Source organism: candidate division Zixibacteria bacterium HGW-Zixibacteria-1 (assembly GCA_002838945.1).
Lineage (GTDB): Bacteria > Zixibacteria > MSB-5A5 > GN15 > PGXB01 > PGXB01.
In genome coordinates this window covers 165,391-189,734 of sequence record PGXB01000002.1, presented here as the reverse complement: position 1 = coordinate 189,734, position 24,344 = coordinate 165,391, and the positions used below count along the sequence as shown (strand labels likewise).

Below are 24,344 nucleotides of genomic sequence, written 5' to 3'. Positions count from 1 at the left end.
TGAGGCAGTATTTGCTTACCGACATCCCCTTTTCCAAAAAGGGACTGATGGTGAGCGAGCCGCCTCACCAATTGAGATAAAGTTATATTGAAATGATCGGGGTTTGATCCGGGATTCGGTACGGGCAATTTTGAGAAGTCCGAATCAATTCTTCTTCTCTATTTCTTTCAGTATAGTTTGCCTTTTGCGATCTTCCTCTATCCTGAAATTAATTGATTTTCCGCTTTTAAGGATACTTCCCTCGCGCAGCAGATGCGAGGTTTCCTGTTCCTTGATGATGATGCCTTCGGCATAAGCGAAATAAGAAACCCCTTCGACTTCTATTTTATCGGTCCCGCTGATTTTTGCATCAGGAGCATCTCCGGGCCCTTTACTCAGCGGAATATACATGGTTCCCTTATATTCAATGACAGCGCAGTTATAACCGGCTTCGCGAACGATCGCCCTGAGTTTATAGGTGGTCGCGGCATCGGTGTTGCCCTCGGCAAGAAGGACCTTGACCGTGTTGTTCCAGCTAAAGCCGGGTGAAATCGGCTCATCGGGATAAACCGGCGCCGCTTGTTCCATCAGTTTCCGATAGTAATCGAGCGATTGTCCGGAGCTGTCATTCTGCATCCCGAAGCCGATTACGCGGCCGTCAGACGACATGACAAATTCATTGCTCCAGGTTTCCGGTTTTTCCAGATTATTCGATGTATAGGTAAAACGGACATTGGCTTTGGTACCGTCTATGATGGAGACAGTTTCCTGAGTATAGAGAATTTCCAGCGATTTGTCACCGCGGTGGACGACTTTATCATTTTCGAACATGGTTGATTTCGACCGGCTGTCGAATTTATAATGATATATTTTATCCGGGTTGAACTTGTAGGTCAGGATGACATTTTGTTCACCGGTTCCACAACCGGAAAGCAGGACGCTTCCCGCAATCAACACCGCCATTATTATAAACATTATTCTTTTCATTCTCTATTTATCCTTTCTATGGCATCTCAATCTCGCCGATCGATATGGTCCGCAGCGGAGAACCCGGCGGGGACAATACTATCGATCCGAGACGATCAGACTGCAGATATTCTTCCATAAATAATAGCGTTTCATCCTCTGAGAAATCCTGATCCATACTTATTTCGGCCATCATGGACGGGGCCGGGCCGATGGCCAGGTTGCTGAAGGATAAAAACATCAGTGCCAATGAGGCCGCCAGCGGAACGAGGTATGCTGCCAGCCGGTGAGTCAGAGCCGGTTTTTCCCGGTAATCGCTTTCAATGGTATCGGGGCGGCGTTCGAAAGTTCTGGCCAGAATGGATTTTTCAAGATAGTTCCAGTATCCTTCACCCGGATCGGTGACCACTTCCTTTTTTAATAGAACAGACAGTCGGCGATCCTGCTCGGCCCGAATACGGCAGCTTTCACATTCGGCCAGATGCTCTTCGAACCTTCGGATATCCGGTTCGCCCAGGCGGCCAACCAGATAATCATCGATTATATGTTCATATTCGCGGCAGTTCATCGAATTTTCCATTTTGATCCAAGTTTAATTAATTGCGTCAATAGTCTCATTAAAATATTTTCTTCAGCCATTTTTTCAATTTTGTTCTCGCAATGTGCAAATTCGATCGGACTGTTGCCTGGGGACACCCCAGAGCATTGGCAATTTCCAGTTTAGAGTACCCCTCGATATCATGAAGAATAATCGCCATCTTCTGTCGCGGCGGCAGTTTCTGGATGGCATCCATAACCGCCTGCAAAATTTCCGCATCCTCGAGGTTTTTGTCCGGGCTATGAATCCGATCGGCCAGTTCCACCTGTACTTCAGGCAAAAAGGCCAGTTCATCAACGGAAATATTTTTCTTCTGTTTCCTCCTCAAGAGGTCGATCGAATAGTTGCTCGCAATTCGCAAGATGAAGCTGGAGAAGTATTTAACCGATCCCAACTCATGTCGTTTTTCAAAGATTCGAACAAATGTCTCCTGCGTCACTTCATCGGCATCGAGGTGGTTTCCCAGCATCCGAAAGGCGATCCCGTAAATCTTTTTTCTGTACCTCCGTACCAATTCGGCAAATGCTTCAGCGTCATCATCTGCCAGTCTGGCAATAAGTTCGGGTAATTCAGTATTCATTTAAACCGGCATTCCTGTCGGCATTTATATAGACGCCGGGGCCAAGTTCATGTTCAAAATTAAATCGTTGACTCAATAAGGAAGAAAGATTATCATTCCAACCTGTAATGTCAAACCTTTTTTATGCCAAGGCATTTTAAAGCCGACAAGAAATGAACATGGAAAACCTTTCCCGTTATAAATATAAATCGTTGGTTATAACCGGGCTCGGCACGCTGATGGGCACTCTTGATGCCTCGATTGTCAATGTGTCGCTGCCGACCATCAGCCGGGAATTGAACACAACCGTCAGTATGGTTGCCTGGGTGGTGCTGGCCTATTCGATTGCGGTCTTTCCGCTGTTGATGGTTTTCGGGGCGGTCTCCGAAAAAAAAGGGTTCCAGTTTTCATACAGGTATGGCTACCTGATTTTCATGACCGGCTCGATTCTCTGCGGTCTTTCGGTCAACATTTATATGCTGATAATTTCGCGGGTTATTCAAGGGGTCGGGGCGGCGTTGCTGGTAGCGGTGGGGCCGGCTCTGGTGACCCGAAGTTTTCCCGATGCCGAGCGGGGACGCGGTCTGAGTATTATTGCCATGGTGGTTTCGGTCGGTTTGATGCTGGGCCCGCCATTGGGCGGTTTTATTATCGGTTTGGCCGGCTGGCGATGGATATTTTTTGTCAATATCCCCGTTAGTATTCTGGGCTTTTATTTCACGGTCAAATTTCTGGGTGATTTTCCAATCAGTAATCCTCACAAGAAAATCGGTGTTCCGGGAGCGGCAAGTCTTCTGCTGGGTATGCTGACCCTGATGCTGACGCTTCTTTTGTACAGCCGCGGGCAGCTCGGCACGGCGCTTTCGGCCGGGTTACTTCTGGTTTCGGGACTTTTGTTTGCGATGTTTTTCTATTTTGAGAATAACCCGGCCACCCGGCTGATCGGAATCGAAATATTTAAAAACCGGGTTTTCGTCTTTTCGGGGGCGGCGATGCTGATGGTTTTTATTGCCCTGATTTCGGTGACCATTCTGATGCCGTTCTATTTGGAAGAGGTTAAATTATATCAGCCGGAGCAGGTTGGTTTCTTCCTGATGATTACTTCGGTCTGCGGATTTATGCTGGCTCCGCTGGCCGGATATCTGTCCGACCGGATCCAGGCGCGGGTTATTTCCACGGCCGGGGCGGCGATTATGTTTATCGGTTTTCTATTTATTCGGCGGCTCGACGGGCAGACTTCGATGTGGGGCATAGCCCTGCCATTGGCTATAATCGGGGTCGGCATGGCCATATTCGGCACCCCGAATACGTCGGGTATTATGGGGTCGGTGGCCAAGCATCAGCTTGGCAGCGCCTCGGGCATGATCGCTACTTTACGGACCCTGGGAATTGCGCTTGGGGCCGGTTTTTCGGGTCAGGACGCCTTTCTCAGCGCCTATCAATCGGTATATAATATTACCATATTTATCCTTTTGGCGGCCATCGTCTTCAGTCTTGTCAGAGGACGAAATTCCAGTGCCGCAAGAGGACATTAAGTCATTAGAGTTGACAAAACGATTTTTCTTAATATTTTAACAGGCTAACTTATAAAGCCGGGATGGTGTACATGAATTCAATGACGGGATATGGAAAAGCGGATTTGAAGACCAAAAATCTGGGTGTGGCGGTTGAGCTCTCGTCCGTCAACAGCCGTTATCTGGAGTATTCATTTCGTTTTCCCAAACAATTGTCGTTTCTGGAGCCCGCGGTCAAGGAGTTGATTGCGGCCAAAATATCCCGGGGCAAAGTGACCATGTCGATAAATTATGAGGATCACGGGATCGGTATCGACAAGCTGGTCGTCAACACCACGCTCGCCGACGAAGTTTTCAAGCAGCTTAAAACATTAAAAGAAAAGTATAGCCTATCGGGCGAAATTACCTTAAAAGAATTTCTGTCTATTCCGGATCTATTCAAGGTGGACAAGGCGGAGAATATCGAGGACAAGATCTGGCCCTGTATCAAGACCGCGGTCAATCGGGCCCTGGCCGATCTGGCGGCGATGCGAAAGCAGGAAGGTGACAATCTCAAAAAGGACCTGATGAAAAGATTGCGTCTTCTCGCCGACGGCATCGGTCAGATCGAGAAAATCTGCCCGGATAATGTGGCTATTCATCGGGAAAAGCTGACGCAGAAGATAAAAGGCGTGCTTAATGGGGTTCCGACCGACCCCACGCGTCTCGAAGAAGAGGTCGCATATATCGCCGAGCGCTGCGATATAACCGAGGAATGTGTCCGTTTCGGCAGTCATATCAAGCAGTTTGGCAGCACCCTCCGAAAGGCCGATGCAGTGGGCAAACGGTTGAACTTTCTGCTTCAGGAGTTAAATCGCGAGGCCAACACGATCGGCGCCAAAGCCAGCGATGCCAAAATCTCGCATCTGGTGGTGGAATTAAAGGAAGAAATCGAAAAGATGCGGGAACAGGTCCAGAATATTGAATAAAGGGGGGGGGAATGGCTCAGCGTAAGGTAAAAGGGAAAATCATTATTATTTCCTCGCCGTCAGGCGGCGGCAAGACATCTATCTGCAATGAGCTTCTCAGGCGAAACAAAAGCTGGAAATTTTCGATATCGGTGACAACGCGCAAAAAGCGGCCAAATGAAAAGAATGGACGCGAATACTGGTTTGCGGAGCACGCCGATTTTTTGAAAATGCGGGATCGGGGAGAATTTGCGGAATGGTGTAAGGTCCACAGTTTTCTTTACGGCACACCCAGGCGGCCGATGGAGTCGGTTTTGTTCAACGGCGGGATCATGCTGCTGGACGTCGATGTCAAAGGGGCCAAGAAGCTTAAGAAGATTTACCGTGAGGCGGCGACTATTTTTGTCCTGCCGCCGGCAAGAGCCGAGCTCAAGCGGCGCCTAAAGAAGCGGGGTACCGAAGACGATAAGCACTTTAAGATACGCCAGAGCCGGGCGTTGAGCGAAATGAAACTATTTAAACAGTTTGAATATACTGTCATAAACAGGAATCTTGAAACGGCTGTTAATGAGGTGGAGATGATTATCAAGTCGCTTCACTGCCGAAAAAGCAATCTTGATTTGGAACAAATTAACCGTATCGTCGGTTAACGCATTAAATCATAGGAGGAGTTATGCCCAAGTTTACCTTTGAGGATATCGACAAATTGACAAGGAATCGGTATGAGGCGGTTCTGATTGCGGCGCAACGCGCGCGCCAGATAAATTCCATGAGGCTGGCCCAGTTGGAGCGGATGGCCGAAGAAGATATTACGATCGACGGCCGCAAGGTGACAACCATTGCCATACAGGATCTTGCCGCGGGCAGAATCAAATATAAAAAAGTAGCCATCCCGCCGATAATCGAGGAATAATTAATTCATGGCAAAAAATCTTCTAATCGTCGAGTCGCCGGCCAAATCCAAGACGCTTAAAAAATTTTTGGGCAGGGATTTTGAGATTCTGGCCACTATCGGTCATATAAAGGATCTTCCAAAGTCCAAGCTCGGAGTTGATACCGACAATGGTTTCAGCGTTCATTATGAAACCATCAAGGGCAAGACAAAAGTAATTAAGCAGCTCAAGGATTCGGCCAAGAAGTCACAGATGATTTACCTTGCGCCCGACCCTGATCGGGAGGGCGAAGCTATTGCCTGGCATGTGGCTCGCGAATTGAAGACAAGCGATAAAATTGTTCGCGTAACGTTTAACGAAATTACCAAAAACGCCGTTCTGGATGCCTTACAGAACACGCGGGATATCGATGAAAACCTGGTCAATGCCCAGCAGGCCAGACGGGTTCTGGATCGACTGGTGGGTTATAAAGTCTCTCCATTTCTCTGGAAGACAATTACTTATGGTCTTTCGGCCGGCCGCGTTCAATCGGTTGCTCTCAGAATAGTATGTGAGCGCGAAAAAGAAATCTCCGATTTTGTTATCGAAGAATATTGGGAACTGGAAGCCGATCTGGCTGATAAGAAGAATGCCCATTTCCGGGCCAAACTGACAAAAATTGACGGCGAAAAGCCAAAAATCGAAAACGGCGACAGCGCCGATAAAATTACCGCGGATGTCCGCAAACAGACTTTTGTCGTTGACTCGATCAAGAAATCGGAACGAAAAAGGAAACCGTCGCCGCCGTTTATCACCAGTACGCTTCAACAGGAAGCGGCCCGGTATTTTTATTTCACGCCCAAGAAAACGATGATGATCGCCCAGCAATTGTATGAAGGGGTTGAACTTGGGGATGAAGGCGCCACCGGATTGATCACTTATATGAGAACCGACTCGACCAGAATAGCCGAATCGGCGCTGGCCGCAGTCAGGGAGCATATTGATCAGAACTACGGCGGAGAATATCTTCCGGCCAAAGCGGTCAGGTATGCCTCGAAGAAGGGCAGCCAGGATGCGCATGAGGCGATCCGACCGACATACCTGGAGCTTCCTCCGGAGAAATTAAAAAAATATCTCACGAAAGATCAGTTGAAGCTTTACACACTGATCTGGAATCGTTTTGTGGCCTGCCAGATGAACCCGGCCGTTTATGATACCACGACCGTCGATATTAACGCCGGGAAATATATTTTCCATGCGGCGGCGCAGGCATTGAAATTCGATGGATTTCTCAAAGTGTATCAGGAAGCCAAAGAGAACGGCAATGGGAACGGAAGCGGGAACGGCGAAAATGGTCTGGTTGATTTCATCCCGGATATAAAGGAAGGCGACAAGCTTAAGCTGGTGGAACTGTTCCCATCGCAGCATTTTACCAAACCTCCGGCGCGTTATACGCAGGCATCATTGGTTAAAATGCTGGAATCGGAGGGGATCGGGCGGCCGTCAACTTATGCGACCATCATTTCGACGCTTCTGGACAGAAAATATGTGGAAGCCAAAGAACGGCGTCTTTTTGCCACCGAGCTTGGGCAGACGGTCAACAAGATTCTGGTCGAATCATTCCCGACCATTTTCAGCGTCCAATTTACGGCTCATATGGAGGACGATCTGGATCAGATCGAGACCGGAAAGGCCGATTGGGTCGATGTTATAAAAGAGTTTTATGGACCGTTCGACGAACGTCTCAGTAAGCTTTCGTCCATGCAAAAAGAGATAAAGGAGTCATTGACCGAAGCGACCGAGGATGTTTGCGAAAACTGCGGCTCTCCGATGGTTATAAAGTGGGGCCGCAATGGACGTTTCCTGGCCTGCACCGCATATCCGGAATGCAAAACGACCAAGCCTCTCAATGGGGCCGAAGAAGTTGTGGAAACCGATGAAAAATGCGAAAAATGCGGTTCACCAATGGTAGTAAAAAGCGGTCGTTTTGGTAAATTTCTGGCCTGCTCAGCCTATCCCAAATGCAAAAGTACCAAACCGCTTTCGACCGGAGTTAAATGTCCCAAAGACGGCTGCGGCGGCAATATCGTCGAAAAGCGTTCCAAAAAAGGCAAATCGTTTTTTGGCTGCAGCAATTACCCCAAATGCGATTTTGTCGCCTGGTATAAACCGGCCACCACGCCCTGTCCGGAGTGCCGCAGCCCCTATATGCTGGAGAAAGTCTCCCAGAAGCGGGGGGCGTATCTGTCCTGCCCTGACTGCAAACACAAGATCTATCAGGATAATCAGCAGTAAGACAAACCGGCGGCCATCGCGTATCCAATTTTAATTGACCTCTTCCATATTTTAGCCTATTATGCGGCATGCTAAAAAAGATGCTGCACAACTATTTCAAGCATTTGGTTGAGAAGCGGGGACTGTCGGCCGGAACGATCCGGACCTACCGGAACAATCTGATGCCGTGGGTGGAGTTCCTGGAAAACGAGTATAAATCGACTTCGCCCGATCCGAATATAAATTCCATCCTGCTGAGAAAATACCTGGCCGGCAGAAGACAAAAGTCGATTTCGGTTCGCACTCTGGCCGGTTTTATTTCGGCTCTTTCCGGTTTCCAGCGTTATTTGCTTCAGGAGAAAAAGGAAACGCAGTATATCTGTAAATTGAGCAAACTTAAATATACCGAGAAGGTCCCGGATTTCCTGTCGCAGAAAGAGGCGGCGGAACTGGCGGAGTTGATCGAAAAGGACAACTATCTGGCCTGGCGCGATTATATAATGGTTTCGATTTTCTACCTTTCCGGCATGCGCAGGGCCGAACTGGCCATGTTGAGGTTGCATGATATAGATTTAAAGAAACATCTTATCAACGTTATTGGAAAAGGCAACAAACAGCGGTTTGTGCCGCTGGGTGATGTTATTTCCGATGATTTGAAATTTTATACTAATCTTCGTAATAGTTTTGTTACCGGCAAGAGCGCCCATAAAGGTTACCTGTTTCTCAATTACCGGGGAGAACCTCTGACGATGCGCTCTATCGACAGAATTGTCAAAAAGTACTGTTCGCGACTCGGCAAACGGGTGACACCCCATATGCTGCGGCACAGTTTTGCCACCCATATGCTTGAAAACGGCGCGGACATACTGGCCATAAAAGAAATTCTTGGTCACAGTTCCCTGGCGACAACCCAGAAATACACGCATTTGACCACGGAACAACTGAAAGTGATTTACAAAAAAGCCCATCCCAGGGCATAATAGAGGGGACAGGTCATGAAGGTCAGATCAACGACAATATTATGTTTGCGATACAAGGGATCGGTTGCCATTGGAGGCGACGGTCAAGTGACATTTGATGACACCATAATGAAAGCCAAGGCGGTAAAAATTCGGAAAATATATAATGACACCATTCTGACCGGTTTTGCCGGGGCGGCGGCCGATGCCCTGGCCCTTTTCGAAAGATTCGAGAGCAAGATTGATGAATTTTCCGGGAATCTTCCCCGGGCGGCGGTCGAGCTGGCCAAAGACTGGCGGACCGATAAGTATCTGCAGAAGCTTGAGGCCCTATTGGCGGTCGCCGATAAAAAAAATTCGCTGCTTATTTCCGGCACCGGCGAAGTGGTTGAGCCGGATGACGGCATTCTTGCCATCGGCTCGGGAGGTCCTTATGCGCTGGCGGCGGCGAGATCGCTGGTGTCGGTCAATTCGAAGATGAACGCCGAAGAGATAGTTCGGAAAGCGCTGATGATTGCAGCAGATATTTGCATTTATACCAACAGCAATATAACGGTGGAATCGATAAAATGATCAATAAAGAAACCAAAACTCCCAGAGAGATTGTCGAGCATCTCGACAAATATATTATCGGACAGGAAAGGGCAAAAAAGGCGGTTGCCATTGCCCTGCGTAATCGCTGGCGGAGACAGGAAGCTCCTGAAGAAATCAGAAGGGAAATTCTGCCCAACAACATTTTGATGATCGGGCCGACCGGAGTCGGGAAAACCGAGATTGCCCGCCGACTGGCCGAAATGACCGGCGCCCCGTTCCTGAAGGTTGAAGCATCGAAGTTCACCGAAGTCGGATACGTTGGGCGCGATGTCGAATCGATGGTGCGTGATCTGGTTGATCTGGCGGTTAATATGATTAAACAGGATACCGCCGAAAAAATTTCCGAGAAGGCCAAAGAAAGCACTATTGAAAAGCTGCTGGATTATCTTTTGCCGCCGCCTCCGACCACCAAGACAATCGGCCCGGCCGGCAGTGAAATAACGGTTGAAGTGGAAAAGCCGGATAAAAACAGCCGCCAGAAGATGCGGGAAAAACTATTGACCGGCAAGCTCGATGACCGCACGATCGAGATGGATACGCCGCAGGACCGGTATCCGGTGGTGGAAATATTCTCGCCGATGGGCATGGAAGAACTTGGTATCAACTTTCAGGAGATGTTTTCCGGCCTGATGCCCAAGAAGACCAAACGTCGGAAGATGACGGTGTCGGAGGCACGCAAGTTTATTTATTCGGAAGAGCTTTCCAAGTTGATCAATATGGATGATGTAATCACGGTGGCCCTGGATCGGACCCAGCAGTCCGGCATCATTTTTATCGACGAGATCGACAAGATTGTCGGTGAGAAATCCAAGACCGGACCGGATGTTTCCCGCGAAGGTGTCCAGCGCGATATCCTTCCGATTATCGAAGGTTCGGCGGTAATGACGAAATACGGCATGGTCGTAACCGATCACATTTTGTTTATCTCGGCCGGGGCCTTTCATTCATCTCGGCCGTCCGACCTGATCCCGGAACTTCAGGGGCGTTTTCCCATCCGGGTCGAGCTTGATTCGCTGACCGCCGATGATTTCGTGCGTATCTTGGCGGAGCCGAAGAATGCTCTTATCAAGCAGTACATTGCGCTGATGGCTTCAGAGGGGGTGAATCTATCATTCGACAAGGGGGCGCTGAAACGCATTGCCGAGATAGCCGAGCAGGTTAATACTTCGACCGAAAATATCGGGGCGCGCAGGCTGCATACAATCATGACGACGCTGCTCGAGGACATCATGTTCGAGGCCCCCAATAAGAGGAAAAATATTCGAATCACGGCGGCGATTGTCGATAAGATGCTTTCGGAAATTCTCGAAAGCGAGGATCTGAGCAGATATATTTTATAAGGGGCATTTATGGCAGGTGTAAGATTTGCGGCTGTTATTAATTGTATGGATGGCCGGACACAGATGCCGGTTATCGAGGTCATGAAAAAATATTACGCGGTCGATTATGTCGATATGATTACCGAGCCGGGGCCATCAAAAGTCCTTTCGGATAATGCCAATCAGAGCCAGATTGATTCAATCAAATATCGGCTGGGAATATCGGTGGAGAAGCATGGCTCGAAAACGGTCGGCGTCGTGGCGCATTTTGACTGTGCCGCCAATCCGGTCGAGGAAAAGCAGCATTTGAAGGAACTGGATCAATCGGTTCAGTTGATAAAAAGCTGGGGACTGGGATTGACGGTAGTAAAAATCTGGATAGATGAACATTGGAAGGCGCACGTTCTCAGTTGAAACCGGCATGACAGCATATTATCATGTCGAAATAATATAGACATTAGAGATCAAGAGATCCCCCCTTTAAATACCGTGCACCATAATCGGCCGAAAATGTATTTCAGGTCGAGGAGGGCACGTAATTGGTCATATTCTGGAATTCCCGGGTTCTGACCAGTGCCTCGATTATTTTTTGATCTTTCGGTGATACATTGCGCAGCTTGAATCCGGCTTTATTATAGTACGATTCCGGGTCGCTTTTGCACCACATACTCTCGGCGTCAAGAGAGATCTCGCGCTCACCCTCGATTTCGACGGGGAGTTGCAGGCGAAGCTGATAGCTGCCGTCTCTCATGATTAATTTCTCCCCGATCAGCATCATGCCCTGCGCGGAAATATCGGCCAGGTAACCGAAAAGCTCGTTAGTGTCGCGGCTATAGACATTGATTTTGATGCCGGGGCGGATTCTGTCCTGATGGCGTCTTTCATTCATGTCCGACTCCTTAAACCTCACAAATAAAGGTTTGAAAACTACTTTGATTCAACTGCCGAAGCCCAAAAGGGCCGGAATAATAGAATTATTATTCCATATATTTTAATCGGCAGATAAATTTTGCTCTTTACAAAAGAGATCAATATTGTCTTATTAGGATTACTTATCGTTTGTAGTCCCGGCGGCCGGTTGCGTATAGAGAATATATAAATAAGGATCAGGTCAGTGATATGATGGAAGATGATGAGAAAACAGCGATAGAAATGAAAGAGAGGGGCGAAGGCGAAGAGTCCGAAGAGGAAGGATTTGGTGAACTTATCAAATTTACTCTTCCCGGATTCATCAGCGCCATAATCGCCGGAGTCCTTTTCGATTATTTCGGCTTGCAGTTGAGCGCAGTGGGGCAGTGGATTGTCCGCACCCTGGCGGGCGAAGGGGAGTCGATTTTCGAGGGGATTTACTCGATTCGCAAAAGACTCTCGAAAGCGGCCGGCTCGATGGCCGAAGCGTACGGTTGGGGGAAGCTTGTCGGCATGATGCTGCCATGGGTGGTTGACTGGGGTTCGCGTTTGGCGGGGGTCGATGTTTATGCGATCGAGGGATTTTATATTCCGTTTTTCTATGCCATGTCGGACCAGATCGGGGCCAACATTTCCGGCTCGATATATCTTCGAAAAAAAGAAGGAAGCTGGGGAAATGCTTTCAAAGTCTATTTCCGTCACCCGGTTATGTTGACCAGCCTGGCGGTTATTTTGATTGTTCCGGTCGGCCTGTTGATGGCGCGTTTGCTTGGTTTCAGTCCGACCAATCAGAAATACACCGCACTCGAAACAATCGCGGCCAATCTCTGCTGGCTCCCGGTCGTGATCGGCTGGCTGGCGGGAAGGCGAAAAAAGCAAGCGGGTGAGGTGTAGTGTCGGCTGTATGATTAATCTTGACAGCCAATGTTGAGTATGTTATGCTTGAAGTTGTTTTTAGCGGTTCTATTTACAAATTTACTTTAATGATTTGATAGGTATGGCTAGAGTGTGCCGTTTGGAGGATCCATGAAAGGTATAATTGTCGTGTTGTTCGCCGCGGTGATTATTTTTATCGCCGGTTGCTACCAATAAGAAGAGAATCTTATTATAAACAAAGACGGGTCGGGCGTTCTTAAAATGCATTTCGTAATGAGTACCGATTATATCCGCGAGATGCAGGCGATGTTTGCGGCAGTCGAGGCGGAAGCTCCCAAAGAAGAGGGCGAGATTTACTCTGTTAAGACCATATTCGACCGGGCCGCTATCGAGAAAAATCTCGAAAACTGTCGGTGCGGTATCAAGCTGACCGGCTTCAATATGCTTGAGACGGAGGATACTACGGCGTGGGATATGGAATTCACCCTGGGTGATGTCAATAAAATATATGAATTGAATCAGGCTCTTTATCCGGAGGAAGAGTTGGCGATTGGTGAAGATGACATGCCTGTTGACGAAGATGAGCCGGCCGTGCCGCCGATTTATTCCAGGCAGGATGACGGGACATGGGTCTATACGCGGTGGCTCGATGAGGTGGCGGCGGCCAATAAGGATGAGAGCGCCATGTATGACGGCGATTACTCGGCATGGATGGATGAGAATACGATTGACTCCGAGATGATATATGACGACAGCGACATGGTATTTGGCGAGACCGGCGATATATTTTATGATTCGGCGATGTCGATGATGCCGGATGACTCAATGGGAGCCTATATGGATCAGTTTTCGGGAATGGCCGAGTCGATGATGAGCTACAAAATGCGGTTCACGGTTACATTTCCGGGGGCAATCTCCGAGACTAATGCATCTTTGACCGAAGGCAAAAAGGCAACCTGGGAGATTGGTTTCGCTGATATGAACAACCGGGCGCCGGTCATGAAAGCGGTTATTAAGAAGTAGTATTGCCGAAGAATATTCTGCAGTCGGCATATTCGTTCCCATACATGTTTGTAAAATGGGATCGGGTCGGAAAATCGACTGCAAGCCGACCGTTGATTCCGGCGGCATCCGCCGTGCAAGGGTCAGGCGGTATTATCCAAAAAAAAAGTAATGATAATGGTAGCAAGCCAGCCCGCAGCAAAAAGACCATACATGATTCGGAATGCATGCCGCTGACGAAGTGCCATCCGGCTCTTGATATGCTCATTGCCGCCGCCAAGTAATTTCTCAAGCCGGTGGGCCTCTTTGACCCAGCCGATCAATGGTTCGGCGGAGCGATACTCGATAATAAAGAAGCATGTGGTGAATAGAAACCCGACTATCAGGATGACAAGACTCATCGACCCTGAATGCAAATATTTCTGGGTAAAACCGACTCCGGCGAACAACAGGGCGGTCGAATAAAGGTAGGTGGACAGCCTTTTCCAACGCAGTTCGTCATAATGTTTGACCGCTTCGCGGCTGGCTTTGTACAACTCCACAGTTAATTCTATATCGATCTTCTCAGGCTTATCATCATCAGACTGCGCCATAGTATATTTCTCCTAAAAGGATTTATTCGATTTATGATATTTGCCAATATAATACTTTCCGATACAAAATGAAACAAATTACCAGGCGGGAATAAAAACCGTCGGACCGGGCATCGCGGTATCAGTGTCGATGGAGCAGTCGAATGCTCCGGCCGGATTATTTAACTGACAATTTGATGTTGATTTCGGCGGATTTCTCGTATTATGATAAAAAGGGAACTTAAATATGGAGTGGTTGATGCGAGAGGATTACCTGAGAATTGACAATAAATTGCTGTTTTGCAGGCATAATGGAGTCGATCCGAAACGAATATCCATTCTGTTCGTCCACGGTCTGGGCGATTCGGGGCTGAGTTTTGAGGACCCCTTCAGAGACGATCGGTTCGGGCAATTCAATCTCATTGTGCCGGACCTGATCGGCTACGGCCGCTCATCCGGGGCGGCTGATATCGGTGATTACGGCTATGAGGCGCATGTCGGGCGGTTGTGGCGGCTGATTAAGGAACTGGGACTGAAGGAATTAATCGTGGTCGGGCACTCGATGGGGGGCGACCTGACGACGCTTCTGTGCGCCTCCGATAAGCATAAGATAATCAAGAAGTATGTCAGCATCGAAGGTGATGTGACGCAATATGATTTGACAATTTCGAGAGCGGCGGTAAAGGCGCATGATAAGGGCAATTTCGAAAAGTGGTTCGAGAATGATTTCAAGGAGAAGTTGGTCTGGGGCAAGCTGGGGGAGCTCAGATCGGGGCGGCTGTATTATGTAGGGGTCAGCATGTGCCGCCGGGAAGCCTTTCTCGCGAATGCACTCGAACTGGTGCGGCGGAATACTTCGCTCGACGGCAAGTACAAAAGCGAAATCGGACAGATTTTTCTATCGCTCAAAATACCGAAGCTATTTTGTTATGGAACCAAAAGCCTGGCGCGGTCAACCCTGAAATTTCTGGAAGAGAACGATATTGCGAAGCGTGCCTTCGAGGGAGCGGGGCATTGCCCGATGACCGATGCTTCGGGTGAATTTTACGACCATTTGTTTCAATATATAACAGGGAGCGGATTATAATCTCTGGTCTCAATATGGCTCCTATGCATCAAAATAAAAGCAAAGAAGGAAAATACGAGGAGCATCGGACCTATTTCGAAGAGTTCTATACCCAGACACCTTTTTGGGGAGCCCTGACCGATGAGCGGACGACGACTGAGGTGCGGGAGCTTACGGCGCTGTGTCAATTCGCAAAAAATGAGATGATTCTTGATGTCGGCTGCGGGCAGGGAAGACATTGTCTTAAACTGAGAGCCGTCAGATACCATGCTTTCGGGCTCGATTATTCGCGAACGCTAATCAATATTGCCGGTTCCGAAGCCGCAAAAAAAAATATTCGGGCGCCCTTTGTCCGCGGGAATATGAGGAGTCTGCCGTTCCGCGCGGCTGTTTTCGACTGGGCATTATCGCTCTTCGGCAGTTTCGGTTTTCTGAGCGATGAGGATAACGAGAAGACAATAATTGAGATCGGTCGGGTGCTCAAGCCGGGCGGGAAATTGCTTCTTGAGATCTGGAACAAGGATTTTGCCCTGAAGCGTGACGGGGACGAAACGAGATATGAACTGGGTGGGGATCGATATCTGGTTCAAAAATCGAGCTTTTCCCGGAAAACCAAGCGGATGACGGTCAAGAGGCTATTTATAGATAATGATAAAGCGAACGAAATATCCATTTGTTACCGCATATTCACCGTTCCGGAAATTTCGGATCTGCTGGAAAACAGGGGATTCCAGGTGGAAGATGTCAGGGGCAGTTTGTCCTCAAAAAAGTTGAGTCCTGATTCCAGAAGTATGGTCATTTACTGCAGGAAGGCACTGTAAGTCAAGCGCTTACAAAGTCTCCCCATTATTTAATTGGCGTCTTTCAAAAAATATTCCATTAAATGAATATCTTACGAAACATATATAGCTATATATGCATATAATAATATATCGAAATTGAAAGGAGGTGGTATGAGTGGAAAAAGAATGCGCGACGATCAAATGTGTGGAAACCGATGATGGTTTCCGCATCGAGGTCACCGGCAAAAAGATGAAGGAGATGATGGCCTGTTGCGGGATGCCGATGATTAAAATCGTGCAGGGCGACAAATCGGAATGCTGCCCTCCGACCGAAGGAAAATCGGATTGCTGCCCGTCTGATAAGAAAGAGTAGTCGAAAGAGTAGTCGAAGTAACAGGCCGGATTCCATTTTTGTCAGGCTCAACACTCCCGGAATCCGGCCCGTTTTATTTTATGCCCGGTAGATTTTTACGTCGCCGAAAGTGGTCCCCGCCGAAATATGAACTTTGGCCGAGGCTGAATCATAGCCGTCGGTCTGATTCTGAAGGCTGTTGGAGATGCCTGATTCCGATTTTCCGAGAATAAACAGGTCGCCGAAAGTGGTTGAACCGTAGGCGAAGACTTCCATATTGGCCGGAACGATTATCGTGATATCACCGAATACACCGGAGACGCGGATTCTGTTGATACCGCTTTTCAGTCTGGCCCCGGCCAGGCTGATGGTGTTGTCGCCAAAGGTATTTGAGGTGCTGAAACCATCGATCTCGCGGTCCTTGAAGTCGGCTCTGATATCGCCGAAGGTTTTGGAAATATGGCCGGTCATGGTCTGATCGGATGACATTTGAAAAGATCCCCCGGTTTCCGTTTCTCGTTTGGTGGCGTGGCGGATAATCATCGCGATACCAATGATAACCAGAATAAGCGGCCAGAGGTCACGCAGGAAATGCCGGACGGAATAGTCAAAAATATGAAAATTGCTCAAAAGCAGAACAATTCCCACGATTAAAATAAGAAATCCCCAAAATTCGCGTTTATTCGTCATAAGGATTTTCCTCCCTTAAACAGGCTTACGCTAAGATTACGAATTTTGTTGCAATTGGCAAGACAAACAGGGAGTTACCGGGAATATCGTTCAAGGGGGACAAACGACGCTTGACAGAAGCCCAACTAAAATATAATATGCGGCGGTTTATTAAACAGGAACATAAGAAAGGAGCGTATATGCCGAGATCATTAACCGAAATTACCGACCTCACCAAGAAAGAGGTTTGGGAAGTATTTGATTTGTGCCGCGAAATGAAAAGCGGCGCGAAGGCCCCCAAGCCGCTGGCCGGCAAATCGGCGGCCTGTATTTTCACCAAGCCCTCGTTGCGGACCCGGGTTTCTTTTGAGGTGGGAATTAACGAATTGGGGGGGAACGCCCTTTACATCACCGACAAGGAGATCAAGATCGGCGAGAGGGAATCGATCCACGATATCGCCAAGGTGTTGTCGCGCTATGTCGGGCTGATTATGATACGCACATTTGCCCACAGCGATGTAACCGGGCTGGCCAAATATGCCGATGTGCCGGTAGTTAACGGCCTGACCGACCTGGTGCACCCATGCCAGATAATGGGCGATTATTTCACGATTCTGGAACACCGCAAAAAAGATATATTTAAAATTGCCTATCTTGGTGACGGAAATAATGTTGCCAACAGCTGGCTTAATCTAACCAGCCTGATTCCGATTGATCTGAGAATCGGAACCTCTCCGGCCACTCTCCCTGACAAGGCCATCCTGGAGAGGGCCAGACGGAATAAAGAGAGCTCGGTCCTGATCACCCACGATCCTAAAGAAGCCGTTAAGGATGCCGATGTTATCTATACTGACGTCTGGGCCTCAATGGGCCAGAAAGATCAGATTAAGGAGAAAGAAGAACAATTACGTAACTTTCAGTTAAATACGGCGCTTCTGTCCGGAGCATGCCCTGATTATGTTGTCATGCATTGTTTGCCGGCCGAAAGAGGGAGGGAAATCACGGATGAAGTTATGGATGGACCTCACTCCATCGTGTTCGACGAAGCGGAAAACAGGCTGCATATTCAGAAGGCGATAATGGCCTTTTTGCTTCAGCATTAAGTCACTGTCGATAAGGGCCGGCCCCGGTCGGAAAAGCTGCGAAAGGAGAGGCAATATGCATCCTAAAATCAGTCTTCCGGGAATCGGCCTTTTATTGCTGGCCGCGATGTTATTCCTGATGCCGGGTTGCTCCGATGACAAGAATCCGGTCCCGTCGACCGGCTTCACCGCCGGCGATCTGGAAAATCCCGAATTCCTGCTTGTTCAGGACCAGATTAACAATTTCCTTCATTCGACCGAGGAAACTTTCCTTCTGGGATTTGAGAATGTTTATCAACTTCCCACCGACACCGAGTATGTCCGCAATCATTATGGTCCGATGGGTCCCGATGATATCGTCGAGTACAATTACATCGAAGGCTGGCATATCACCTATATCGCTCATTTCAATCCTTATGCCGACGATTATTTCAGAGACTCGGTTCAATTTCAGATTGCTTCCGAGCCGGTCGAAGATCCCGAAGGTTTGGATGCGTTGTATTATATCCGCCACTGGGGTTACACCAGCAATGAGGTCGATGTCACCCATACCAACAGAAGCGGATATGCCAATTTGCAGTTCACCGAACTGGATCAGGACTTCGGCGTCGTCAACGGCGTCAATAACTCGATTGTCGAGTGGAATTATATAAGTGAAGATTCAACGGTGGAAGCGGTCTATAACATTGAAATGAATATCAATGATATTACGGTCGGCCGCGTGGCGACTTATGGCTGGGTTTCCGGATGTCCGCGCGAAGGGCGCGTCAATCTGACAGTTGATCAGGCCTACAGTGTCAATTACGGCGAAAGCAGTGATTTTTGGGTTCGCAACTGGGATGTTCGGATCACCTTCGAGAATGGTCTCGCCAATGTTAACATCTCCAGCGAAAATCAAGTCTGGAATTATGAGTATGAAGTCTGCAATCCGGCAGGCGCATAATATATAAGAAGAACAATTTGGAGCCCGGCCGGTCGCCGGGCTTTTTTTTGTTCTGTTGACAGATTCGATTATTTTGCTAAATTACCAATTATGAAGGAAGTTGCGAGATATTCCGGCTGTTTTGTGTGCGGCCAGGAAAACCATGTCGGTCTCAAAGCCAGATTTTTTTATGAAGGGGGAAAGGTTTCCACCGAATATACTGCCGAAAAGCGGTTCGAGGGTTATCACGGTGTCTTTCACGGAGGGATCACGGCGACGCTTCTTGACGAGGTTATGATCAAGGCCCTTCTGGCCCGGGATATATATGCCATGACGGTCGAGTTGACGGTGCGCTTTCACAAACCGGTAAGTACAGGCCAGAGGCTGTCTCTGACCGGATCACTCGATCAACAGAAGGGGCGATTGTTTATGACAACAGGCGAAGTTACCAATGATGCCGGAGAATTGGTGGCTTCGGCAACCGGTAAATATCTTGAGGTCAGGACCGAATTAAAAGATAAGTTGTTGGAATCGCTTGAATTCTAAACAAACCTGGCGGATAATCGTCATATTATTGACAAAATACCGCTAAATTGAAATAGATTAGATATTTATGCGTATAATCCACTGTAAAGACAGAAAATCAAATACTTATATCATGGCCTTATAAAGGGGTTACAGCAATGAATAAATCAGCCATTATCCTGGCGACCGTCATACTGTGTTTTACCTTTGGCAGCGCATTCGCAGTTGATTTGTATCTTTTGAACATTAATAGTCCGGATGACCTGAAGACCGCGCTTTCAGTCGTCGATCATGCCCGGGGAAAACTCGGGGATGATTTTATCGTGGAACTGGATAGCGCCGGATACGACCGGCTGACGGCCGCCGGGCTTGTGCCCAGACGGATCGCAGAGGACATTAATCCTGAGCGCATTTATATTTTGTCGCCTGAGTCGGAACGCGCACAAAAAAGTATCATTGACTTCCAGCCGCTGGCTTCCGACAAAGATGTTGCCCTGGTCGAGCTTGAGGTCAGCAGTGTCGATGTGGCCAGAAAAAGCGGCTATATGGCGGTTCGGTTGAGCGGCCTTGAGACGCCCCTGTTTTATAATCCGCCGATAGTCGCCGCCGTGTCGGATGATTTCTATCCGCTTGACTCGATGGCCGATCATGTCAGCCAGGATTCGCTATATAGTTATGATACCCGTTTGGAGCAATTTTATACGCGCTATTATTCCACCGATTCCATTCTTGCGGCCCGCGACTGGATTATGGATAAATTTATTGAATTCGGATACAATGAAGTCGGTGTCAATGTGGGCATTGATACCTTTTATTATTATGGTTATCCGTGCCACAATGTCATTTGTTTCAAAGAGGGGACGACCGAGCCTAATAAGGTTATTGTCATCGGCGGCCATTATGATTCCTACAATGGAGAGACCAGCCCGCTGCTTTATGCACCGGGGGCCGATGATAATGCCAGCGGAACGGCGGTGGCCATGGAACTGGCCCGAATATATAAAAATGTTCAGACAAAGAAATCGATTATGTTCGTGGCTTTTTCAGCCGAGGAGGTCGGGCTTGTCGGCTCCGATTACCTGGCTAACAAATTGTATTATCAGGGCACTGATGTGGAATGCATGCTCAATTTCGACATGGTGGCATACAATCCGGATACAATAAATAATCTTACACTTTTCAACGGCACCTCTCCGGTTTATTCATATGTTATGCGGGATGCCGCTCACCGGGTCACCCCGCTTCTCCCGGCCCTGCAGGGTTCCAGCGGCGGTTCGGATCATGCTTCTTTCGCAAATTACGATTTTCTTGTTTCCTATGCCCAGGAAGGGGATTTTAACACCCCCGGCTGGCACACCAATATTGATATCTCCTCGCGTCTTAATTTCCCCTATTTCGAGCAGGTTGTACGGATGGCGGCGGCCGCGGTCGGGCATATCGATGTGGCGGCAGGGGCAACGCCGATAAACGCAGTGTATGATGCGGGAGACGGGCAAGGTTTACGGCTTGTCTGGAATAATTGCATTCCCAATTACACTTATAAGGTATTGATGGGATCGGAGTCGCAGATTTATACCGACACGCTGGATGTTACGCCCGGCGATTGCTTCTATGATGTGAGCGGCCTCATGACGGGGCAGACCTATTATTTTGCCATGCTGGCGGTAAATGAGGATGGTATCGGGCCGCTTTACATGATCGAAAACAGCGGTGTTTCTTATGTCGAACCGCGGATGCCGCAGGATGTTGCGCTGGAGCCGGAATATCAAAAATTGTTTATATCATGGGCCCCCAACATGGAACTGGATCTGGATCATTATCGTCTTCTCCGAAGACCGCAGGGCGGACAGTGGTCGGTCATTTCCGATGATCTTAGCGACACCCAGTATGAGGATCTGACGGCTCAGGCCCATGTGGTTTATGAGTATCGTCTCCTGGCCATAGATCAGGACATGATAATGTCGGACAGTTCATCGATTGTAACCGGGATGGCGGCGACGTTTGATTATCCGCTGTTGTTTGTAGACGAGACCGTATCCGGCGGCATAAATCCCTCGGAGGTAGCCCAGGCGGCCTTTTATGACAGTATCTTCGGCGATCTGCCGTATGAAACATATGCCGTCAGCACCGATCCTGACCGGATCAACCGCATGGAAGCCGGGCAGTACAAAAACATTTTATGGTTTGATGATGACCTTTCGGTAAAGCGGTTTGCGAGTTCGGAGGATACGATCAGCTGGTTCCTTGATTTTAATACCAACTTCTGTCTGGCCGGATGGCAGACCATTTATTATCTGACGGGCGGGACCTATACCTCGCCCGGGGATTTTGCTTATGACGATCTGAGGATATCGCAGGTCGATATCAACACCAATTTTGATTTTACGGGGGCAACCGGGCAGAACGGCTGGCCGAATCTTCAAACCAGGAACTCGACCTTCGGCGGCCTGCTTCCCAGTATCACCATCATGGAGCCGGCTCCCGGCGGAGAAGTTATTCTGACATATAACTCCAGTTCGTCCGATCCCAATTTTGACGGCCACCCGGTGGGTATCATCTATGATTCCGGAAGCGGCAAGCGAATTGCGCTCGGTTTTCCGATTTATCATCTGACCGAGAGCAGTGCGGCCGCACTGATGGCGAAAATTGCGGAGTATTTCGGAATCGAGGCGGTTATTCATTATGGTGACGCCACCGGGGATGACAAGGTCAACCTGCTGGATATCCTTTATATTATCAATTATTTGTATCATGCAGGCCCTCCACCGCCGTATCAAAACCTGGCTGATGTCGATGGAAGCTGCAATATCACTTTGCTCGATGTAACCTATCTGATAAACTACCTGTATCGGGGCGGCGCTCAACCTCTGCCCGGATGTGTCGAATAGGAATATTATGATTTTAAGACAGTTATTTTTTCTGATTATTTGCTGTGTCCTGATCCTGCCGGCGATTGCCTCGGGTATCAGCTTAAAGGAATTGGGTCGTTTTGCGGTTGGTGATGACGACCATGTCTTTGGGCAGTCATCGGGTAATATAATTGTTACCGATGGTTCCTCGATAAAATTCCATGATCGCCGCTGGAAGGTAAGAAGTACTGTCAAGCTTGACAGCGGCCAATCGGCCATCGTGGCTGAAAACGGCCTCTATTATGCCATTGTAGAAGCGCGACAGGAGCCGGATTCCAATGCCGTCGGAGGCATTGTGAATGTTTATGATCTTCGACAGACGCCCCTCTGGGGAGCCTTTGATATGCGAAAAGGCGATCATTACCTGTCGCCATCGGGTGACTATATCGTGACCGTCACCGGCACGCCCGGCTGGCTGGATTATGAGGTTCATATTTATCACAAGAACCATCCTCCGGTTGATTACAAAATTGAGTTTTTCGAGGATTTATATTTTTCGGATAATGGTGAGTTCTTTCTGGTTGATTGCGGCCTGAAGGGCGGGCGCCTTATCAATTCCAGCGGTGAACTGGTGGACAGTACCGGTGTTTTTCAGGGCTGCGCCTTTTCAGAAAAGGGAGAGCTTTTCGCTTTGTATGATAAAGGCATTATTAATGTTTATAAGGGCAGGAAATTGTATGCCGATCATGATTTTCAGCAGTTGCTTATCAAGAGAATGGTCGTCCGAAAAGAGGTGAATCTTCTGGTGTCGGCTTTTCATGATATGATCGTGGTTAATCGTCTCGACAACGGGGAGAATCTGTGGCGGTACAATACCGAAAAGGAGAACGGTCGTTTTGTCTCTATGGATGTTTCGCCCGACAATAAGTTTGTCGCCTGCGGAGTAGATGTCAATGTCGGAAGAAAAGTGGTCAAAGAGAAAAGACATGTTCAGGGTTTTCTTTATGTCTATGACATCGGGGGACAGGTGGTTGAGATGAAAGAATTCAGATACACGACCTATATTGAGGGGACCCCGGAAGTCAGTTTCGGTCCTGACGGGCGGACGATTTTTGTACGCACCAGCGGATTGATTTATGTTATCGGCGTGTTTTAATTAATGAATTTCGTTGCATAATATATATTTAATTTTAAGCCGGCCGTTCAGCCGGCTTTTATTTTTGCCCTATATTTTGACGTAATCCATTGATTATTATTCGCTTAACGATCGGATGAGTAATTTGGCCCCATCCGGCATTATGCTTGCTGATTATTTTGCCAAAGCAACAAACCGAGGTAATTTATGAAGCCAGCCCTGAAGATTGTCAAACTGACCGATATTGTTCCGCTCATGGAAGCCGATTCGGCGAAAGTCGAATATCTGAAGCGTATTATTAAGAGTACCGGGACCATCCGACATCCTCTTGCCCTGGCGGCTTTACCCGGGAATAAATTCATCCTGCTTGAAGATGCCTCGGTCCTGGAAGCGATCCATAGTCTTAGAATCAATTATATTCCGGCCCAGGTGATAAAGTGCCGCGATACGCTGAAGTTTAATGCCGGCCTCACCGCGGGAAAAGTGGTCCTGTCGGATGTAAGGTTGTTTTCGGATATGTTTCCCCGCGCGCTGCATACGGCCGATAAGGAAATCTCCGGTTTTTGTGACGCCGCCAGAGTGAGAATCAACAGGAAAGATGATGCCGGTGTAATAGTATACTTTTTCAGAAATAAGGCGGGACAACTTCCGCCGGCCCTGTTTACATTTCTCAAATATCTGCGGGGGCACTGGAGCTTTTGCAGTGGTCTGATGCCGGGGAGAATAAGGGCCTTTAATGTCAAATGCGGAACGGATAACTGGCTTCTGAGTATTGACGACCTGTCGATAAAAGATATTCTTTACGCCGCTCAAAATGAACTGTTGTTTCCTCCGGGTCTGCTCAAGTTTAACTTCGGCAATCGGATAATCGGCATCGAGTACCCGGTCGATGTCCTGAATGAAAATGTCCCGGTCGGCCAGAAGGAGCAGTTCCTTCATGATCTGGTCAATCTTCGATTAAATTCCGGATTTTCGGATTTCATAAAAAACGGTGTCTATCTTCTGAATTATTAAACCGCCGG

General features: G+C 48.3%; 26 protein-coding genes. 20 read left to right on the top strand and 6 right to left on the bottom strand.

Translation table 11 applies throughout. The features are described 5' to 3' along the window. Positions 1–144: 144 nt before the first annotated feature. Genes CVT49_01650 through CVT49_01640 form a run of 3 tightly spaced genes read right to left on the bottom strand, consistent with a single transcriptional unit; the run spans position 145 to position 2,123 of the window. Positions 145–966: a hypothetical protein gene (locus tag CVT49_01650; protein PKK84885.1), complete on the bottom strand. Its 822-nt coding sequence runs from the start codon at positions 964–966 to the stop codon at positions 145–147. Positions 967–982: 16 nt separating this feature from the next. Further along, entirely contained in the window at positions 983–1,525 is a 543-nt protein-coding gene (locus tag CVT49_01645; GenBank protein PKK84884.1) for a hypothetical protein, read from the bottom strand. Between the two features lie 37 nt (positions 1,526–1,562). Continuing rightward, positions 1,563–2,123, bottom strand: a complete 561-nt coding sequence (locus CVT49_01640; GenBank protein PKK84883.1) for a hypothetical protein — start codon at positions 2,121–2,123, stop codon at positions 1,563–1,565. A gap of 152 nt (positions 2,124–2,275) precedes the next feature. Between CVT49_01640 and CVT49_01635 the strand changes: the two genes are divergently transcribed. The 9 genes from CVT49_01635 (at position 2,276) to CVT49_01595 (ending at position 10,995) form a co-directional block, all read left to right on the top strand. Further along, positions 2,276–3,637: a hypothetical protein gene (locus tag CVT49_01635; GenBank protein PKK84882.1), complete on the top strand. Its 1,362-nt coding sequence runs from the start codon at positions 2,276–2,278 to the stop codon at positions 3,635–3,637. Positions 3,638–3,699: 62 nt separating this feature from the next. Beyond that, positions 3,700–4,584 carry a YicC family protein gene (locus CVT49_01630; protein ID PKK84881.1) on the top strand — a complete coding sequence of 295 codons (885 nt, stop codon included), beginning with the start codon at positions 3,700–3,702 and terminating at the stop codon, positions 4,582–4,584. A gap of 11 nt (positions 4,585–4,595) precedes the next feature. Further along, positions 4,596–5,213, top strand: coding sequence for a guanylate kinase (locus CVT49_01625; GenBank protein ID PKK84880.1), 618 nt, complete (start codon positions 4,596–4,598; stop codon positions 5,211–5,213). 23 nt (positions 5,214–5,236) lie between these two features. After that, entirely contained in the window at positions 5,237–5,476 is a 240-nt protein-coding gene (gene rpoZ / locus CVT49_01620; GenBank protein PKK84879.1) for a DNA-directed RNA polymerase subunit omega, read from the top strand. Positions 5,477–5,483: 7 nt separating this feature from the next. After that, positions 5,484–7,730, top strand: coding sequence for a type I DNA topoisomerase (locus tag CVT49_01615; protein ID PKK84878.1), 2,247 nt, complete (start codon positions 5,484–5,486; stop codon positions 7,728–7,730). A gap of 68 nt (positions 7,731–7,798) precedes the next feature. Next, a complete protein-coding gene (locus tag CVT49_01610; protein PKK84877.1) occupies positions 7,799–8,689 on the top strand; it encodes a hypothetical protein in 891 nt (296 codons plus the stop codon). 15 nt (positions 8,690–8,704) lie between these two features. Next, complete coding sequence (locus CVT49_01605; protein ID PKK84876.1) at positions 8,705–9,241, top strand: HslU--HslV peptidase proteolytic subunit; 537 nt, start codon at positions 8,705–8,707, stop codon at positions 9,239–9,241. Then, positions 9,238–10,602 (top strand): HslU--HslV peptidase ATPase subunit, encoded by a 1,365-nt coding sequence (locus CVT49_01600; protein ID PKK84875.1) that lies wholly within the window; start codon positions 9,238–9,240, stop codon positions 10,600–10,602. Before CVT49_01605 ends, CVT49_01600 begins: the two co-directional genes overlap by 4 nt. Before the next feature lie 45 nt (positions 10,603–10,647). After that, complete coding sequence (locus tag CVT49_01595; GenBank protein PKK84874.1) at positions 10,648–10,995, top strand: hypothetical protein; 348 nt, start codon at positions 10,648–10,650, stop codon at positions 10,993–10,995. Between the two features lie 103 nt (positions 10,996–11,098). Here CVT49_01595 and CVT49_01590 read toward each other — a convergent pair whose 3' ends face one another. After that, positions 11,099–11,470 (bottom strand): hypothetical protein, encoded by a 372-nt coding sequence (locus tag CVT49_01590; GenBank protein ID PKK84873.1) that lies wholly within the window; start codon positions 11,468–11,470, stop codon positions 11,099–11,101. A gap of 263 nt (positions 11,471–11,733) precedes the next feature. On the opposite strand from CVT49_01590, the gene CVT49_01585 reads away from it, so the two are divergent. Both CVT49_01585 and CVT49_01580 read left to right on the top strand, forming a co-directional pair. Further along, positions 11,734–12,384 (top strand): hypothetical protein, encoded by a 651-nt coding sequence (locus CVT49_01585; protein PKK84954.1) that lies wholly within the window; start codon positions 11,734–11,736, stop codon positions 12,382–12,384. Between the two features lie 255 nt (positions 12,385–12,639). After that, positions 12,640–13,389, top strand: coding sequence for a hypothetical protein (locus CVT49_01580; GenBank protein ID PKK84872.1), 750 nt, complete (start codon positions 12,640–12,642; stop codon positions 13,387–13,389). A 122-nt stretch (positions 13,390–13,511) separates the two neighbouring features. Here the strand turns inward: CVT49_01580 and CVT49_01575 are convergent, their stop codons facing one another. After that, the gene (locus tag CVT49_01575) at positions 13,512–13,961 is read right to left on the bottom strand and encodes a hypothetical protein (GenBank protein ID PKK84871.1); all 450 of its coding nucleotides are present in this window, start codon (positions 13,959–13,961) and stop codon (positions 13,512–13,514) included. Positions 13,962–14,187: 226 nt separating this feature from the next. Here CVT49_01575 and CVT49_01570 point away from each other — a divergent pair, with 226 nt between their 5' ends. The 3 genes from CVT49_01570 (at position 14,188) to CVT49_01560 (ending at position 16,161) form a co-directional block, all read left to right on the top strand. Beyond that, entirely contained in the window at positions 14,188–15,027 is an 840-nt protein-coding gene (locus CVT49_01570; protein ID PKK84870.1) for a hypothetical protein, read from the top strand. A gap of 14 nt (positions 15,028–15,041) precedes the next feature. Then, on the top strand, positions 15,042–15,827 hold the full coding sequence (locus tag CVT49_01565) for a hypothetical protein (protein PKK84869.1): 786 nt from the start codon (positions 15,042–15,044) through the stop codon (positions 15,825–15,827). Positions 15,828–15,963: 136 nt separating this feature from the next. Next, positions 15,964–16,161, top strand: a complete 198-nt coding sequence (locus tag CVT49_01560) for a hypothetical protein (GenBank protein ID PKK84868.1) — start codon at positions 15,964–15,966, stop codon at positions 16,159–16,161. 78 nt (positions 16,162–16,239) lie between these two features. Here the strand turns inward: CVT49_01560 and CVT49_01555 are convergent, their stop codons facing one another. Next, complete coding sequence (locus tag CVT49_01555) at positions 16,240–16,830, bottom strand: hypothetical protein (GenBank protein ID PKK84867.1); 591 nt, start codon at positions 16,828–16,830, stop codon at positions 16,240–16,242. A 179-nt stretch (positions 16,831–17,009) separates the two neighbouring features. Here CVT49_01555 and argF point away from each other — a divergent pair, with 179 nt between their 5' ends. The 6 genes from argF (at position 17,010) to CVT49_01525 (ending at position 24,336) form a co-directional block, all read left to right on the top strand. After that, complete coding sequence (gene argF, locus CVT49_01550) at positions 17,010–17,912, top strand: ornithine carbamoyltransferase (GenBank protein PKK84866.1); 903 nt, start codon at positions 17,010–17,012, stop codon at positions 17,910–17,912. 55 nt (positions 17,913–17,967) lie between these two features. Then, positions 17,968–18,834, top strand: coding sequence for a hypothetical protein (locus tag CVT49_01545; protein PKK84865.1), 867 nt, complete (start codon positions 17,968–17,970; stop codon positions 18,832–18,834). Between the two features lie 90 nt (positions 18,835–18,924). Continuing rightward, positions 18,925–19,359 (top strand): thioesterase, encoded by a 435-nt coding sequence (locus CVT49_01540; GenBank protein ID PKK84864.1) that lies wholly within the window; start codon positions 18,925–18,927, stop codon positions 19,357–19,359. 137 nt (positions 19,360–19,496) lie between these two features. After that, complete coding sequence (locus tag CVT49_01535; GenBank protein PKK84863.1) at positions 19,497–22,226, top strand: hypothetical protein; 2,730 nt, start codon at positions 19,497–19,499, stop codon at positions 22,224–22,226. A gap of 7 nt (positions 22,227–22,233) precedes the next feature. Then, positions 22,234–23,343 (top strand): hypothetical protein, encoded by a 1,110-nt coding sequence (locus tag CVT49_01530; protein PKK84862.1) that lies wholly within the window; start codon positions 22,234–22,236, stop codon positions 23,341–23,343. Positions 23,344–23,529: 186 nt separating this feature from the next. After that, positions 23,530–24,336 carry a hypothetical protein gene (locus CVT49_01525; GenBank protein PKK84861.1) on the top strand — a complete coding sequence of 269 codons (807 nt, stop codon included), beginning with the start codon at positions 23,530–23,532 and terminating at the stop codon, positions 24,334–24,336. The last annotated feature ends 8 nt before the right edge of the window (positions 24,337–24,344 follow it).

Bases quoted from the DNA above. Each gene is read 5' to 3' on its own strand.
- CVT49_01605 (PKK84876.1), top strand. From the start codon at position 8,705: ATGAAGGTCAGATCAACGACAATATTATGTTTGCGATACAAGGGATCG.
- argF (PKK84866.1), top strand. From the start codon at position 17,010: ATGCCGAGATCATTAACCGAAATTACCGACCTCACCAAGAAAGAGGTT.
- CVT49_01535 (PKK84863.1), top strand. From the start codon at position 19,497: ATGAATAAATCAGCCATTATCCTGGCGACCGTCATACTGTGTTTTACC.
- rpoZ (PKK84879.1), top strand. From the start codon at position 5,237: ATGCCCAAGTTTACCTTTGAGGATATCGACAAATTGACAAGGAATCGG.
- CVT49_01615 (PKK84878.1), top strand. From the start codon at position 5,484: ATGGCAAAAAATCTTCTAATCGTCGAGTCGCCGGCCAAATCCAAGACG.
- CVT49_01525 (PKK84861.1), top strand. From the start codon at position 23,530: ATGAAGCCAGCCCTGAAGATTGTCAAACTGACCGATATTGTTCCGCTC.
- CVT49_01650 (PKK84885.1), bottom strand. From the start codon at position 966: ATGAAAAGAATAATGTTTATAATAATGGCGGTGTTGATTGCGGGAAGC.
- CVT49_01585 (PKK84954.1), top strand. From the start codon at position 11,734: ATGAAAGAGAGGGGCGAAGGCGAAGAGTCCGAAGAGGAAGGATTTGGT.
- CVT49_01610 (PKK84877.1), top strand. From the start codon at position 7,799: ATGCTAAAAAAGATGCTGCACAACTATTTCAAGCATTTGGTTGAGAAG.
- CVT49_01630 (PKK84881.1), top strand. From the start codon at position 3,700: ATGGTGTACATGAATTCAATGACGGGATATGGAAAAGCGGATTTGAAG.
- CVT49_01645 (PKK84884.1), bottom strand. From the start codon at position 1,525: ATGGAAAATTCGATGAACTGCCGCGAATATGAACATATAATCGATGAT.
- CVT49_01640 (PKK84883.1), bottom strand. From the start codon at position 2,123: ATGAATACTGAATTACCCGAACTTATTGCCAGACTGGCAGATGATGAC.
- CVT49_01540 (PKK84864.1), top strand. From the start codon at position 18,925: ATGAAGGAAGTTGCGAGATATTCCGGCTGTTTTGTGTGCGGCCAGGAA.
- CVT49_01575 (PKK84871.1), bottom strand. From the start codon at position 13,961: ATGGCGCAGTCTGATGATGATAAGCCTGAGAAGATCGATATAGAATTA.
- CVT49_01530 (PKK84862.1), top strand. From the start codon at position 22,234: ATGATTTTAAGACAGTTATTTTTTCTGATTATTTGCTGTGTCCTGATC.
- CVT49_01595 (PKK84874.1), top strand. From the start codon at position 10,648: ATGGATGGCCGGACACAGATGCCGGTTATCGAGGTCATGAAAAAATAT.
- CVT49_01565 (PKK84869.1), top strand. From the start codon at position 15,042: ATGGCTCCTATGCATCAAAATAAAAGCAAAGAAGGAAAATACGAGGAG.
- CVT49_01580 (PKK84872.1), top strand. From the start codon at position 12,640: ATGAGTACCGATTATATCCGCGAGATGCAGGCGATGTTTGCGGCAGTC.
- CVT49_01590 (PKK84873.1), bottom strand. From the start codon at position 11,470: ATGAATGAAAGACGCCATCAGGACAGAATCCGCCCCGGCATCAAAATC.
- CVT49_01545 (PKK84865.1), top strand. From the start codon at position 17,968: ATGCATCCTAAAATCAGTCTTCCGGGAATCGGCCTTTTATTGCTGGCC.
- CVT49_01600 (PKK84875.1), top strand. From the start codon at position 9,238: ATGATCAATAAAGAAACCAAAACTCCCAGAGAGATTGTCGAGCATCTC.
- CVT49_01635 (PKK84882.1), top strand. From the start codon at position 2,276: ATGAACATGGAAAACCTTTCCCGTTATAAATATAAATCGTTGGTTATA.
- CVT49_01555 (PKK84867.1), bottom strand. From the start codon at position 16,830: ATGACGAATAAACGCGAATTTTGGGGATTTCTTATTTTAATCGTGGGA.
- CVT49_01625 (PKK84880.1), top strand. From the start codon at position 4,596: ATGGCTCAGCGTAAGGTAAAAGGGAAAATCATTATTATTTCCTCGCCG.
- CVT49_01570 (PKK84870.1), top strand. From the start codon at position 14,188: ATGGAGTGGTTGATGCGAGAGGATTACCTGAGAATTGACAATAAATTG.